This window comes from Actinosynnema sp. NPDC059797 (assembly GCF_042732085.1).
GTDB lineage: Bacteria > Actinomycetota > Actinomycetes > Mycobacteriales > Pseudonocardiaceae > Actinosynnema.
In genome coordinates this window covers 1-13,905 of sequence record NZ_JBHWIE010000198.1, presented here as the reverse complement: position 1 = coordinate 13,905, position 13,905 = coordinate 1, and the positions used below count along the sequence as shown (strand labels likewise).

Here is a 13,905-nt window from a genome sequence, read left to right as displayed (position 1 = left end):
TCGGGTCGGGGGGGGTGGCGGGGGGTCCGCGGTGCCCGAGTGGAGGTTTCGGTGTGCCGGAGTGGAGGACACGCGATACCGGGGTGGAGGACACGCGGTGTGGTCGGGGTGGTGGGGGTGCCGCCCGGACGGCGGATGGTCGGCGTTCGGCCGTCCGGGGACGCTGCTGACCATGGATGTCTTCCCCACCGCTCCGAGGGCGCACCGCAACCCCGTGACCGTCGCTCGGAAGATGGCTCTGATCAAAGCGCCGCACATGGCGAAGCTGACGGAGTTCGCCCAGCGCATCGCGTCCGAGCGGAAGGTCGACGTCCCGCTGTTCGACCCGGCGGGCGGTGGGGTGAACAGCAAGGTCCTGCTGCTGCTGGAGTCGCCGGGGGAGGGGTCGCGGAAGTCCGGGATCAACTCCCTCGACAACGACGACCCGACCGCCGCCAACGGCTTCACCGCCATGGCCGAGGCCGGCCTGTCGCGGCGCGTGTGCCTGGCCTGGAACGTGGTGCCCTGGCACCTCGGCGGGCGCACGCCCACGCCCGCGGACCTGCGCTCGTCCGTGCCGTACCTGGTGGAGCTGCTGCGGATGCTGACCGACCTCAAGGCGGTGGTGGTGCTGGGCCGACCGGCGGGCACCGGGTGGAACCTGTCCGGCCGCGGGCACAAGCTCAAGGTGTTCAACGCGCCGCACCCGTCGCCGCTGTCGATCAACCGCGACCGGACCGGCCGGTGGCCGCAGCTGGTGGACGCCTTCCGGCAGGCCTCGGCGGCGGTGAGCTGAACGGCTGAACGGGAAAAGGGGAGCCGAACGGCCGAACGCACGGCGGTGACCGGTCGAGTTCACGAAGTCGGAACCGGTACGGGGGTTCCTCCCCCGCGAGGGCGTCGAACCCGGGCAGTCTCATTCGTCGAACAGGTGAGGACGCGAGCGCACCTGAACGCGGAGGGGATCGCCATGGACACCACCATCACCCCGAGGGACCGGGCCGTGCTGAGGGCTGTCGCCGCCGGCCGCTGCGAGTACGCGGCCGGCACGCTCCTGGTCGACGGCATCGGCTGCTGCGACCAGTTCGTCGGCCCGCGGCTGGCCCGCGCCGGGCTCATCGCCGCCCGGTCCGGCCCGGCCCGGCTCACGGCGGCGGGACGGGCGCTGCTGGCCGACGCGCCCGTCCGCCACGCCGCCTGAGCGGGCGGAACCGGCGGGGCGGGCGCGTCGCGGCCGTCGTGCGGGGCGCCGCGGTCCTTCCTAGCCTGGGGGCATGGCTCACACGGCGGTGCGACGGCCCCTGGTCGGTCTGGTGGTGTTCGGCGCGGCGGTCGCCGCCGCGGCGGTGATCGGCGCACTGGCCGCGACCTCGTCGGCGGCCGAGTACGAGCGGCTCGCCACCCCGTCCTGGGCCCCGCCGTCCTGGCTGTTCGGCCCGGTGTGGACGGTCCTGTACGTGATGATCGCCGTGTCCGGCTGGCTGTTCTGGAAGCGGTGCGGCACCACGTGGGAACTGGGCCTGTTCGCCGCCCAACTGGTCCTCAACGCCGCCTGGACGCCGCTGTTCTTCGCCGCCGGCCGCTACGGCTGGGCCCTGGTCGACATCATCGCCCTGCTGGTCCTGATCCTCGCCCTGATCGTCGCCTTCGGCCGCCGGCACCGGCCCGCCGCGCTGCTGCTCGTGCCCTACCTCGCCTGGGTCGGGTTCGCGACCGCGCTCAACGCGAGCATCGTCGGCCTCAACTGAGGCCCGACCGGACCACGTGAAGATCAGCAGGGAATCGCGGACCGGAGTTGTCCGCATTAGGTCATAGCTTTGGGCTCGTCACCGAAACGAAGGGCGGACCCATGACCACCGCGATCGCCACCACCACCGAGCTGGCCGACCTGCTGAGCACCCTGGCGACGCACCGCGGCTTCCTCCGCCACACCGCCCGGGGCCTGACCGACGAGCAGGCCCGGCTGCGGCCGACCGCGAGCGAGCTGTGCGTCGGCGGCCTGATCAAGCACGTCCGCAGCACCGAGGAGTCCTGGCTGCGCTTCGCGGTCGGCGGCGCCGAGCTGATGGTGGACCCGGACTTCTCCGAGGAGGACTGGGGCGCCGACTTCCGGGTGGGCGAGGACGAGACGCTGGAGGACCTGCTCGCCGCCTACGAGGAGACCGCCCGCAAGACCGAGCGGGTCCTCCGGGACCTGGACCTGAACACCGCCCACCGGCTCCCGGACGCGCCCTGGTTCGAGCCCGGCGCGTCCTGGAGCGTCCGCCGCGTCCTGCTGCACGTCATCGCCGAGACCGCGCAGCACGCGGGCCACGCCGACATCATCCGCGAGACCATCGACGGCCAGAAGACGATGGGCTGAGCACGGGCGGGGCGCTCAGCGCCGGCACAGCCGGCGGATGTCGGCCGCGTGGTCGGGGTAGGCACGGGCGAGGGTGTCGGCCGCACCGAAGGTCACCACGTCATCGGTGTAGGGCGGCACCACCACCGTGCCCACCAGCGACCACCCGCCGACCGGCTCGCTCGCCTGCCACACCCCGGCCGGCACGACCACCTGCGGCCGCTGCCCCGCGGCCAGGTCCGGGCCCAGCACCGGCCGGGTCACGGCGCCGTCCGGGTGCAGCAGCAGCATCCGCAGCGGCGCGCCGCGGTGGTGGGCGTAGACCTCCAGGTGGTCCAGCCGGTGCACGCCGGAGAACTCGCCCTCGCGCAGCAGGTAGTAGATCGCCGACGCCTCGGGCGAGCGCCACGACTGCCCGAACCACCCGCCCTCCACCGGCAGCTCGGCCAACCCGAGCGAGGCGATCACCTCGTCCGCGCCCACCGGGCCGACCCCGCCCGGGCCGACCCCGCCCGCGTCCACGCCACCCCCCGCGCTCACGTCACCCCCGGGTTCATCCCGGCGTCCACCCCGGCCTCCACCGACCCGTGCACCACGACCATCCCCTTGCCCAGCCGCTTGGCCGTGTACATCGCCGCGTCCGCATCGCCCAGCAGGTCGTCCGCCGTCAGCGACGGGTCGAACACCTCCCGGTGCGAGATCCCGATCGACGCCCGCACCTCGTGCGCGCCCGCCGCCGTCCGGTGCGGCGCCCGCAGCGCCTCCAGCACCCGCCGCCCGATCTCCTCCGGCGCCTGCGGGTAGCCGTTCACCAGCACGCCGAACTCGTCGCCGCCCAGCCGCGCCACCACGTCCTGCGCCCGCACGCAGTGCTGCAACCGCGACGCCACGATCCGCAGCACCGCGTCGCCCTCCGCGTGGCCGTAGTTGTCGTTGACGTCCTTGAACCCGTCCACGTCGATGAACAGCACCACCACCGGCGCGGGTCCGGCCAGCGCCGCGTCCAGCCGCTCCCGGAACAGCGCCCGGTTGGCCACCCCGGTCAGCGGGTCGTGGTACGCCTGGTGCCGCAGCCGCTCCCGGCTCTCGCGGAGCTGGTCCAGCAGCTTCACGTTGTCGATCAGGGTCAGCAGCTGCCGCGCGATCACCAGCAGCACCACGCCGAGGCCGACGTAGATCTCCAGCGGGTTCAGCCGCACCCCGGTGGCCGTGCCGACCACGATGAACAGGCCGGTGACCAGCATCGGCAGGTACGGCACCAGCAGGTGCAGCAGCTCGCCCGCGCGCAGCCGCGCCGAGCCGGTCCGCCCCCGCCCGGCCCCGCCCGGCGCGATCGAGCTGAGGAAGAACAGCGCCGGGCACACCATGAAGCCGATGTCGGCGACCGTCGGGATGACCGTGGCGCCCTTGCTCACCAGGTACGCGAACACCCACCCCGACGCGGACTGCGCCAGGCCCGCCAACGCGATGAACAGCACGGGCGGCTGCCGCACCGAGCGGTGCGTCCACGACGACACCAGCAGCACCACCAGCATCACCAGGTACGCCGCCGGGTGCGCCACGACCGTCGCGAACCCCGGCCCCGAGGTCGCCCACGCCCGGACCATCGACTCCAGCAGCGACACCCACGTCAGCACGAACAGCGAGCCGACCACGATCAGGCCGTCCAGCACGACCACCAGCCTGCTGCGGTGGCCGGGCAGCGTGCCCGAGCCGCCGTGCGACAGCACCACGACCGCGCACAGCGTCAGCGCGGGCACCAGCATGAACCCCAGTTGCGCCAGCGTCGACGAGGGCAGCGACACCCCCAGGAACACCTGGCCCCAGATCCACGCGCACAGGCCCACCACCAGGCTCGCCATCGCCGCGGCCATCCACAGCCGCCAGCGCCGCGCCACCCCCTGCCGCCGCAGGCCCGCGCGCCAGTACGACACCATCGCGGCCGCCGAGGCAGCCAATTGGGTGAACTTGTCGAGGGCCACCGAGGTGGACCGGTCGAGGGCACCGGAGACCACCAGGCACACCAGGACGAGGACCGCGGCGCAGACGACGCCGGCGATGACGCCGAATCGCCTCAGGGTCATGGCACCCCGCCTATGCCGCCACTGGAGTCGATCAGGTGGACCGAGCCACTGTAATGAGTTTCGTGACGCTGTGTCGATCGGGGGTGCCGGTTGGTCACCGCGCGCGTGTCAAGGGCGGGAGGGGCGCCTCCGACCCTCTAGAGTTTCGAACTGGTGTTCGCCAACGGCCCGAGGAGATGTGAGCGTGCGCGTGTTCGGAGTCGACCCGGGCCTGACCCGGTGCGGGTTCGGGGTGGTCGACGGCGGTCCCGGGCGCACCGTGCGCCCCGTGGCCGTGGACGTCGTGCGCACCCCCGCCGACGCCGACCTGGCCGTGCGGCTGCTCCAGCTCTCCGACGCCGTGGAGCGGTGGCTCGACACCTACCGGCCGGACGTGGTGGCCGTCGAGCGGGTGTTCAGCCAGCACAACGTGCGCACCGCCATGGGCACCGCGCAGGCGGGCGGCGTGGTGGCGCTGTCGGCCGCGCGCCGGGACCTGCCCGTCGTGTTCCACACGCCCAGCGAGGTCAAGGCCGCGGTCACCGGCTCGGGCCGGGCGGACAAGGCCCAGGTCACCGCCATGGTGACCAAGCTGCTCGGGCTCAAGACCGCGCCCAGGCCCGCCGACGCCGCGGACGCGCTGGCGCTGGCCATCTGCCACCTGTGGCGGGCGCCCATGAAGACCCGCATGGAGGAGGCGCAGGCGAGGGCGGCTGAACTGGCCAGGGCGCACCGCGCGAAACTGGCGCAAGCCGTCGCCAAGACCGGGAGGAATGCCCAGTGATCTCGTCGCTGCGCGGGCAGGTGCTGTCCATCGGGCTCGACCACGCGGTCGTCGAGGTCGGGGGCGTGGGCTTCGCCGTGCAGGCCACCCCCGCCACCCTGGCCTCGCTGCGCCGCGGCGAGGAGGCCCAACTGGCCACCTCCCTGGTCGTCCGCGAGGACTCGCTGACCCTGTTCGGGTTCGCCGACGCCGAGGCCCGCGAGCTGTTCGGGCTGCTCCAGACGGTGTCCGGGATCGGGCCGCGGATCGCGCTGGCGACGCTGGCCGTGCTGGAGCCGGACAAGCTGCGGGCGGCGCTGGCCGAGGGCAACATCACCGTGCTCACCCAGGTGCCGGGCATCGGCCGCAAGGGCGCCGAGCGGCTGATCATCGAGCTGCGCGACAAGGTCGGGCAGCTCGCGACCGCGCCCGACGCCGCGAGCGACTCCGGCCAGGTCCGCACCCACGTCACCGAGGCCCTGCTCGGCCTCGGCTTCCCGGCCAGGCAGGCCGAGCAGACCGTGGACGCCGTGCTGTCCGCCGACGGCTCGCTGGGCACCTCCGAGGTGCTGCGCCGGGCCCTCGCCGCGCTGGGGCGCAAGCGATGAGCCACCCGGGCGACCACGAGGACGAGGTCTACCCGCGCGACGGGGGCGAGGACACCCTCAACCCGCTGCCCGACCCGACCGAGCGGGACGTCGAGTCGACCCTGCGGCCGAAGGACCTGGGCGAGTTCGTCGGCCAGCCGAAGGTCCGCGAGCAGCTGGAGCTGGTGCTGCACGGCGCGATGAAGCGCGGCGCGCCGCCGGACCACGTGCTGCTGTCCGGGCCGCCCGGCCTGGGCAAGACCAGCCTCGCCATGATCATCGCCGCCGAGCTGGGCGCGTCCCTGCGGATCACCTCCGGCCCGGCGCTGGAGCGCGCCGGCGACCTGGCCGCGATGCTGTCCAACCTGGTCGAGGGCGACGTGCTGTTCATCGACGAGATCCACCGGATGGCCCGTCCCGCCGAGGAGATGCTGTACCTGGCGATGGAGGACTTCCGCGTCGACGTGGTCGTCGGCAAGGGCCCCGGCGCGACCAGCATCCCGCTCGACATCGCGCCGTTCACGCTGGTCGGCGCGACCACCCGGTCCGGCGCGCTCACCGGGCCGCTGCGCGACCGGTTCGGCTTCACCGGCCACATGGAGTTCTACAGCCCGGACGAGCTGGAGCTGATCCTGCGCCGCTCGGCCGGGATCCTCGGTGTCGACCTGCGCGAGGACGGCGCGGTGGAGATCGCGCGCAGGTCCCGGGGCACGCCCCGCATCGCCAACCGGCTGCTGCGCCGCGTGCGGGACTACGCGGAGGTGCGCGCGGACGGCGCGGTCACCCTGGAGGTGGCCCGGGACGCCCTGGCCGTCTACGACGTGGACGAGCTGGGGCTCGACCGGCTGGACCGGGCGGTGCTGGGCGCGCTGGTCCGCTCGTTCGGCGGGGGGCCGGTCGGCGTGTCCACGCTGGCCGTGGCCGTGGGGGAGGAGCCGACCACGGTCGAGGAGGTGTGCGAGCCGTACCTGGTGCGCGCCGGGATGCTGGCCCGGACGCCGCGCGGCCGGGTGGCCACCGCCTCGGCGTGGCTGCACCTGGGCCTCCAGCCGCCCGCGCGGGCGCCCGGCGAGAACACCAGGTCGCTGTTCGACGACGCCGGCTGAAGGCGGGCCGGGAGCGGGGTGGGCCGGGCCGAAGGCGGGCCGGGGCCGGCGCCGGGGCGGGCCGGGTTGGGAGCGGACCGGCGCCGGCAGCGGACCGGCGTCGGGAGCCGGGTGGGCCGGCGCCCGGAACCGGCAGGTCCGGGCCCCCGGGAGGGGCGCGGACCGGTCCGGCGGACCGGGCCCCGCTGGTCAGGCGTGGACGGGGGCTTGAGCCGAGGTCGGTCACGTGGTTGGGTGACGCCTGCGGGTGACCGGGATTGCTGACCTGGCACAATCAGGACCAGCCCCCAGAAAATCGGATGTTCCGGGCGCACCTACACGTGGCTCGCACGTCCGGCTGATCGGAGAATCATGGAATCCTTGCTCTTCCCGCTGATGCTCGTGCTGCTCGCGGTCCCGCTGTTCCTCAGCGCCCGGAAGCAGAAGCGCGCCGTCGCGGAGCAGCAGGCCCTGCTGCAGTCCTTGGAGCCGGGTGACCGGATCATGACCACCTCCGGGCTGTTCGCGACCGTCGCCGACGCGAGCGACGACACCACGATCGACCTGGAGGTCGCCCCCGGCGTGGTGACCACCTGGCTGCGCCAGGCCGTGCGCGAGAAGGTCGTCGCGGAGGACGAGACCACCGACGCCGTCGTCGACGACGTCGAGGACGAGACCACCGCGGACCGGGACGTCGTGGCGCAGGACGTCAAGGAGCCCGCGCAGCACGACGTTAAGAAGTAGCCCCGAAGGGAGGGGCGGGGCGCTCCGCCGGGCGCCCTCACCAGGCCCGGGGCCGGCAACTGTGAACGCGCCGGCTCCGGGCAGTGACGCGCAGCTCACACCCCGAGGGGTACGCTGCGCCCTCGCTGACCTTGTCAACTATCAGGAGACGGACGGACCGTGGCACCTCCGGCCGGGCAAATCCGCCCCGCGAAGTACCTGGGCGCATTTGTCCTCATCGTGGTCGCGCTGTACTCCCTGGTGTTCTTCACCGGGAACGGCAAGGCGACACCCAAGCTCGGTATCGACCTCCAGGGTGGCACGCGAGTCACGCTGACCGCCCGGGCTCCTGACGGTCAGGCGCCCTCGGACGAGGCGCTCAACCAGGCCCGCGAGCTCATCGAGACGCGCGTCAACGGCCTGGGCGTCGGCGGCGCGGAGGTCGTCCGGGACGGCGACAACCTGGTGATCACGGTCCCCGGCTCGGACAGCGAGGGCGCCAAGCGGCTCGGCCAGACCGCGAAGCTGAACTTCCGCAAGGTCATCGGCGCCCCGGTGCCGAACGCCCCGGCGGAGCCCGCCCCGAGCACGTCCGGCAGCGCGCCGCCCACCTCGGGCTCGGCCGCGCCCACCTCGGGCTCCGAGGCCCCGGCCACGAGCGGCAGCTCCGCGCCGTCGGAGACGGCCTCCGCGCCGACCACGACCGCGCAGGGCCGCCCCGCCCCGATGCAGGCCGCCCAGCCGGAGACCACGAGCACGCCGCCGGCGGACCCGTCGACCCCGTCGACCGACCCGTCCGCGCCCGCCTCCACCGACCCGTCGGCCCCGGCCGAGCCGCAGGTCGACTGCCGCGCGGTGTTCAACGGCCAGTACTCCGAGGACGTCCCCAGGGCCATCGAGGAGGCCCGCACCTGCCGGCAGGACGCGCAGCTGACCACGCTGGACGCGCAGACCGTCTCGCAGGCGCTGAACGCGTTCACCTGCCCGACGATCGACCCGCTGCTCGGCAACGACGACCCGAACCTGCCGCTGCTGACCTGCAACCGGGAGAAGACCGAGAAGTACGTCCTCGGCCCGGTGTTCCCGCCGAACGACGGCAGCGTCGAGGACACCGACTACAGCCTGTACTCGCGGCTGACCGGCGAGGACATCGACGACGCCGTCGCGGGCACCGACCCGCAGGGCGCCGGCTTCATCGTCAACCTCACCTTCAAGGGCGAGGGCGGCGACAAGTGGGGCAAGTTCACCTCGGCGAACGTGCAGCAGCAGGTCGCCGTGGTGCTGGACAGCGAGGTCGTGTCCGCGCCCAACATCAACGAGCCCATCCTGGGCGGCAGCACGCAGATCAGCGGCCAGTTCAACCAGGCCGACGCGACCGGCCTGGCCAACGTGCTCAAGTACGGCTCGCTGCCGCTGTCGTTCGAGGCCTCCGAGGCCGAGACGGTGTCCGCGACGCTGGGCCTGGCCTCGCTGGAGGCCGGCCTGATCGCGGGCGGCATCGGCCTGGCGCTGGTGTTCGTCTACTGCCTCATCTACTACCGCCTGCTCGGCGTGCTGACGATCCTGTCGCTGGCGCTGTCCGGTCTGGTCGTCTACGCGGTGCTGATCCTGCTCGGCCGCTGGATCGGGTTCACCCTCGACCTGGCGGGCATCGCCGGCTTCATCATCGCCATCGGCATCACCGCCGACTCGTTCGTGGTGTTCTTCGAGCGGTTGAAGGACGAGATGCGGGAGGGCAGGTCGTTCCGCTCCGCGGTCCCGAGGGCCTGGGTCCGCTCCCGCCGCACGATCCTGTCCGCGGACGCGGTGAGCTTCCTGGCGTCGGCCATCCTGTACGTGATCGCGGTCGGCCAGGTGAAGGGCTTCGCGTTCACCCTGGGCATGTCGACGGTGCTCGACTTGATCGTGGTCTTCCTGGTCACGCACCCGCTCGTCGCGATCGTGTCCAAGTCGAAGAAGCTGTCCAACCCGAAGCTGTCCGGCCTCGGCGGCGCCGTCCAGGCCGCCACCGAGGACCGCGCGGCCAAGGGCACCGCGGTGAAGGGAGCCTGACGTGGCCGGGCCCAAGAAGCTTGGTGTTTTCCAGCGCCTCTACGTCGGCAACGGCGCTTTCGACATCGTCGGCAAGCGCAAGCGGTGGTACGCGATCTTCGGCGCCATCCTGCTGGTGTGCATCCTGTCGATCGTGCTCAAGGGCTTCAACCTGGGCATCGACTTCACCGGCGGCACCAGGGTGCAGCTCCCGGCGCAGAGCGCGTCCGGCCAGATCGGCGTCGAGGCGGTGGAGGAGAGCTTCACCGGGGCCGTCGGCCGGGACGCGACGTCCGTGCAGGTCGTCGGCACCGGTGACGCGGCGACCATCCAGATCCGGTCCGAGCCGCTGAACGCCGACGAGGTCGCGCGGGTCAAGCAGGCCCTCAACGAGGACCTCCAGCCCACCGGCGGCATCGACACGATCAGCGACAGCGCCGTGTCCGGCTCCTGGGGCAGCTCGATCACCACCCAGGCGCTGATCGCGCTCGCCGTGTTCTTCGTGGCCGTGGCGATCTTCCTGGCGCTGTACTTCGAGCTGTCCATGGCGATCGCCGCCCTGGTCGCGGTGGCGCACGACGTGCTCATCACGGCCGGCATCTACTCGCTGGTCGGCTTCGAGGTCTCGCCGGCGACCGTGATCGGCCTGCTGACCATCCTCGGCTTCTCGCTGTACGACACGGTGGTGGTGTTCGACAAGGTCAAGGAGAACACCCGGGGCCTGCTCGGCCTCACCCGCCGCACCTTCGGCGAGGCGGCCAACCTGGCGGTCAACCAGACCCTGATGCGGTCGATCAACACCTCGCTGATCGCGCTGCTCCCGGTGGTGGGCCTGCTGGCCATCGGCGCCGGCCTGCTGGGCGTCGGCACGCTGAAGGACCTGGCGCTGGTGCAGCTGGCCGGCATGGCGGTCGGCGCGCTGTCGTCGATCTTCATCGCCACCCCGGTCGCGGTGGACCTGAAGATGCGCGACCCGCGCTACCAGGCGCAGGCCGCCCGCGTCCGGGCCCGGCGGGAGAACCTGGCCCGCAAGGCCGCGGCCGGCGAGGCCGGCGCCGAGGCCGCCACGGTCGCCGGCGAGTCGACGGTCGTGGAGTCGACCGACGACGAGGCGGTGCAGGCCGAGCTGCGGCGGGAGAAGGCGATGGCCGCCGCGGCGGGCGCGCCGACGCGCACGGCCAAGTCCGCCGACGCCCGTCGCCGGCCGACCGGCAAGAAGCACCGTTGAAGCTCGATCGAGCGCTCGGCCTGATGCGTGAGGTCCCGGACTTCCCCCAGCCGGGGGTCGTCTTCCGGGACCTCACGCCCGTGCTGGCCGACCCCGACGCGCTGCGCGCGGTGGTCGACGGGCTCCAGGACGAGATCCACCCGGACACGCAGGTCGTCGCGGCCGTCGAGTCGCGCGGGTTCCTGCTGGGCGCGGCCCTGGGGTACGGGTGGCGGTACGGGGTCGTGCCGCTGCGCAAGCCGGGGAAGCTGCCGGCCGTGTCGCACCGGGTGTCTTACGCGCTGGAGTACGGCGAGGCGACGCTGGAGCTGCCGGCCGGGGCTGTTCTGCCTGGTCAGCGGGTTGTGGTCGTGGACGACGTGCTGGCGACCGGCGGGACGGCCGCGGCGGCCTGCGAGCTGGTCGAGGCCGCCGGTGGGGTGGTGACCGGGGTGGCGGTGGTCCTGGAGATCCCCGCGCTGGGTGGTCGTGAGCTGCTGGCCGGGCGGGACGTGCGCGCGTTGACGGCGGTTTAGGGAGCGGCCGGTTCGTGTAGCCCAGTCCTGTTGAGAGCGCGTTCACGCAGGTCGTGCCCGACCGGTCCGGCCGAAGCCCGGGTGCTGCTCGTCGTGTGAAGTGCACCGCTCGGCGGTTCGCGGGCGGGGCTGCTCGCTCAACGGAGTTATCCTCGATTCCTAGACCCGAGGAGCGTGGTTGAGCCAGGACATCGAATCCGCCCAGTCGGCGCAGGCGGTGCCCGCGCGGCCCGCGTCGGCGACCAGGCGCGTGCGCGCGAGGCTGGCCCGTCGCATCACCGCGCAGCGGGCCGCGCCGGTCAAGCAGGTGCTCGAACCGCTGGCCGCCGTGCACCGGGACCTGCACCCGAAGGCCGACCTGGCGCTGCTCCAGCACGCCTACGACGTGGCGGAGGAGAAGCACCGACCGCAGCGGCGGAAGTCCGGCGACCCCTACATCACCCACCCGCTGGCCGTGGCGACGATCCTCGCCGAGCTGGGCATGGACACGACCACGCTGGTCGCGGCCCTGCTCCACGACACGGTGGAGGACACCGACTACTCGCTCGACCAGTTGCGCGTCGACTTCGGCAACGAGGTCGCACTGCTGGTGGACGGCGTCACCAAGCTCGACAAGGTCAAGCTGGGCGCGGCGGCGGAGGCCGAGACCATCCGCAAGATGGTCATCGCCATGGCCAAGGACCCGCGCGTGCTGGTCATCAAGCTCGCCGACCGGCTGCACAACATGCGCACCATGCGGTTCCTGCCGCCGGAGAAGCAGGCCCGCAAGGCTCGGGAGACGCTGGAGGTGCTGGCCCCGCTGGCGCACCGGCTGGGCATGGCCACGGTGAAGTGGGAGCTGGAGGACCTCGCGTTCGCCATCCTCCAGCCGAAGAAGTACGACGAGATCGTGCGGCTGGTCGCGAACCGGGCGCCGTCGCGCGACACCTACCTGAGCGGCGTGATCAACGAGCTGTCGCAGCAGCTGGAGGGCGCGCGGATCACCGCGAAGGTGGAGGGCCGCCCGAAGCACTACTACTCCATCCACCAGAAGATGATCGTGCGCGGTCGGGACTTCGACGACATCCACGACCTGGTGGGCGTGCGGATCCAGGTGGACGAGGTCCGCGACTGCTACGCGGCCATGGGCGTGGTGCACGCGCTGTGGCAGCCGATGCCCGGCCGGTTCAAGGACTACATCGCCCAGCCCCGGTTCGGGGTGTACCAGTCGCTGCACACGACCGTGATCGGGCCGGACGGCAAGCCGCTGGAGGTGCAGATCCGCACCTACGACATGCACCGCACGGCCGAGTACGGCATCGCGGCGCACTGGCGGTACAAGGAGACGCGCGGCACCCACAGCGGCAAGGGCGTCGAGGTCGACGAGATGGCCTGGATGCGGCAGCTGCTGGACTGGCAGCGGGAGGCCGCCGACCCGGGCGAGTTCCTGGAGTCGCTGAGGTTCGACCTGGCGGCGCGAGAGATCTTCGTGTTCACCCCGAAGGGCGACGTGGTGACGTTGCCGACGGGGTCCACGCCGGTGGACTTCGCGTACGCGGTGCACACGGAGGTCGGGCACCGGTGCATCGGCGCCAGGGTGAACGGGCGGCTCGTCGCGCTGGAGCGGAAGCTCGAGAACGGCGAGGTCGTCGAAATCTTCACCTCCAAGGCGGAGGGCGCCGGGCCGTCCCGGGACTGGCTGTCGTTCGCCGCGTCGCCCCGCGCGAAGGCCAAGATCAAGCAGTGGTTCGCGAAGGAGCGCAAGGAAGAGGCCATCGAGGTCGGCAAGGACGCCATCGCGAAGGAGGTCCGCCGGGTCGGGCTGCCCCTGCAGCGGCTGGTGTCGGCCGACTCGATGGGCGCGCTGTCGAAGGAGCTGCACTACCCGGACGTGTCGGCGCTGTACGCGGCCGTGGGGGAGGGGCACACCTCCGCGCGGCACGTCGTGCAGCGGCTCGTCGCCCAGTTGGGCGGGGTCGACCACGCCGAGGACGAGCTGGCGGAGCGGTCCACGCCGTCCACGGTGGCCCGGCGGCGGGTGACCGGGGACGCCGGCGTCATCGTCCGGGACGCGGCCGACGTGTGGGTGAAGCTGGCCCGGTGCTGCACGCCGGTGCCCGGTGACGACATCCTGGGCTTCGTCACGCGGGGCGGCGGGGTGTCCGTGCACCGGACCGACTGCACGAACGCCGACGAGCTGCTGAAGACGCCCGAGCGGTTGCTGGACGTCGAGTGGGCGCCTTCGTCCTCGTCGGTGTTCCTGGTGGCGATCCAGGTGGAGGCGTTGGACCGGCACCGGCTGTTGTCGGACGTGACGAAGGTGCTGGCCGACGAGAAGGTGAACATCCTGTCGGCTTCGGTGACGACGTCGCGGGACCGGGTGGCGGTGTCGCGGTTCTCGTTCGAGATGGGCGACCCGAAGCACCTGGGGCACGTGCTGAAGGCGGTGCGGTCGGTGGAGGGCGTGTACGACGTGTACCGGGTGACTTCGGCGTCCTGACCCCGTCGCCGGGGGCGGCGCGGGGGCGCGCCCGCCCCCGGGCCCCCCGGGGGCCGGGGGGGAGGGGCCCCCGAGCACCACCCCCCCCGGGGTGGCGGGGGGGTGGCGCAC

Annotated in this window: 14 protein-coding genes; 12 read left to right on the top strand and 2 right to left on the bottom strand. The window is 72.7% G+C overall.

All coding sequences use genetic code 11. The features are described from left to right. Positions 1–256: 256 nt before the first annotated feature. From ACFV4N_RS30155 to ACFV4N_RS30140, 4 genes are all read left to right on the top strand, one after another. Entirely contained in the window at positions 257–775 is a 519-nt protein-coding gene (locus ACFV4N_RS30155) for a uracil-DNA glycosylase (protein ID WP_499676008.1), read from the top strand. A gap of 174 nt (positions 776–949) precedes the next feature. Then, a complete protein-coding gene (locus ACFV4N_RS30150) occupies positions 950–1,180 on the top strand; it encodes a hypothetical protein (RefSeq protein WP_499676007.1) in 231 nt (76 codons plus the stop codon). Between the two features lie 73 nt (positions 1,181–1,253). Continuing rightward, a complete protein-coding gene (locus tag ACFV4N_RS30145; protein ID WP_499676006.1) occupies positions 1,254–1,727 on the top strand; it encodes a TspO/MBR family protein in 474 nt (157 codons plus the stop codon). Positions 1,728–1,828: 101 nt separating this feature from the next. Beyond that, positions 1,829–2,341 (top strand): DinB family protein, encoded by a 513-nt coding sequence (locus ACFV4N_RS30140; protein WP_499676005.1) that lies wholly within the window; start codon positions 1,829–1,831, stop codon positions 2,339–2,341. 15 nt (positions 2,342–2,356) lie between these two features. On the opposite strand, the gene ACFV4N_RS30135 is transcribed toward ACFV4N_RS30140, so the two are convergent. Both ACFV4N_RS30135 and ACFV4N_RS30130 read right to left on the bottom strand, forming a co-directional pair. Beyond that, the gene (locus ACFV4N_RS30135) at positions 2,357–2,803 is read right to left on the bottom strand and encodes a cupin domain-containing protein (RefSeq protein WP_499676009.1); all 447 of its coding nucleotides are present in this window, start codon (positions 2,801–2,803) and stop codon (positions 2,357–2,359) included. 53 nt (positions 2,804–2,856) lie between these two features. Further along, positions 2,857–4,404: a diguanylate cyclase domain-containing protein gene (locus tag ACFV4N_RS30130; protein ID WP_499676004.1), complete on the bottom strand. Its 1,548-nt coding sequence runs from the start codon at positions 4,402–4,404 to the stop codon at positions 2,857–2,859. 184 nt (positions 4,405–4,588) lie between these two features. Here ACFV4N_RS30130 and ruvC point away from each other — a divergent pair, with 184 nt between their 5' ends. The 8 genes from ruvC (at position 4,589) to ACFV4N_RS30090 (ending at position 13,794) form a co-directional block, all read left to right on the top strand. Continuing rightward, positions 4,589–5,167 carry a crossover junction endodeoxyribonuclease RuvC gene (ruvC, locus tag ACFV4N_RS30125; protein WP_499676003.1) on the top strand — a complete coding sequence of 193 codons (579 nt, stop codon included), beginning with the start codon at positions 4,589–4,591 and terminating at the stop codon, positions 5,165–5,167. Further along, entirely contained in the window at positions 5,164–5,754 is a 591-nt protein-coding gene (ruvA, locus tag ACFV4N_RS30120) for a Holliday junction branch migration protein RuvA (RefSeq protein ID WP_499676002.1), read from the top strand. Before ruvC ends, ruvA begins: the two co-directional genes overlap by 4 nt. Next, complete coding sequence (gene ruvB, locus ACFV4N_RS30115; RefSeq protein WP_499676001.1) at positions 5,751–6,839, top strand: Holliday junction branch migration DNA helicase RuvB; 1,089 nt, start codon at positions 5,751–5,753, stop codon at positions 6,837–6,839. The genes ruvA and ruvB overlap by 4 nt, the downstream gene beginning before the upstream one ends. Before the next feature lie 351 nt (positions 6,840–7,190). Beyond that, positions 7,191–7,562: a preprotein translocase subunit YajC gene (yajC, locus tag ACFV4N_RS30110; RefSeq protein ID WP_499676000.1), complete on the top strand. Its 372-nt coding sequence runs from the start codon at positions 7,191–7,193 to the stop codon at positions 7,560–7,562. A 159-nt stretch (positions 7,563–7,721) separates the two neighbouring features. Continuing rightward, positions 7,722–9,593, top strand: coding sequence for a protein translocase subunit SecD (secD, locus tag ACFV4N_RS30105; RefSeq protein ID WP_499675999.1), 1,872 nt, complete (start codon positions 7,722–7,724; stop codon positions 9,591–9,593). Between the two features lies 1 nt (position 9,594). Continuing rightward, positions 9,595–10,800, top strand: coding sequence for a protein translocase subunit SecF (gene secF / locus ACFV4N_RS30100; protein ID WP_499675998.1), 1,206 nt, complete (start codon positions 9,595–9,597; stop codon positions 10,798–10,800). Then, complete coding sequence (locus ACFV4N_RS30095) at positions 10,797–11,315, top strand: adenine phosphoribosyltransferase (RefSeq protein WP_499675997.1); 519 nt, start codon at positions 10,797–10,799, stop codon at positions 11,313–11,315. The genes secF and ACFV4N_RS30095 overlap by 4 nt, the downstream gene beginning before the upstream one ends. A gap of 178 nt (positions 11,316–11,493) precedes the next feature. After that, entirely contained in the window at positions 11,494–13,794 is a 2,301-nt protein-coding gene (locus tag ACFV4N_RS30090) for a RelA/SpoT family protein (protein WP_499675996.1), read from the top strand. Positions 13,795–13,905: the final 111 nt, after the last annotated feature.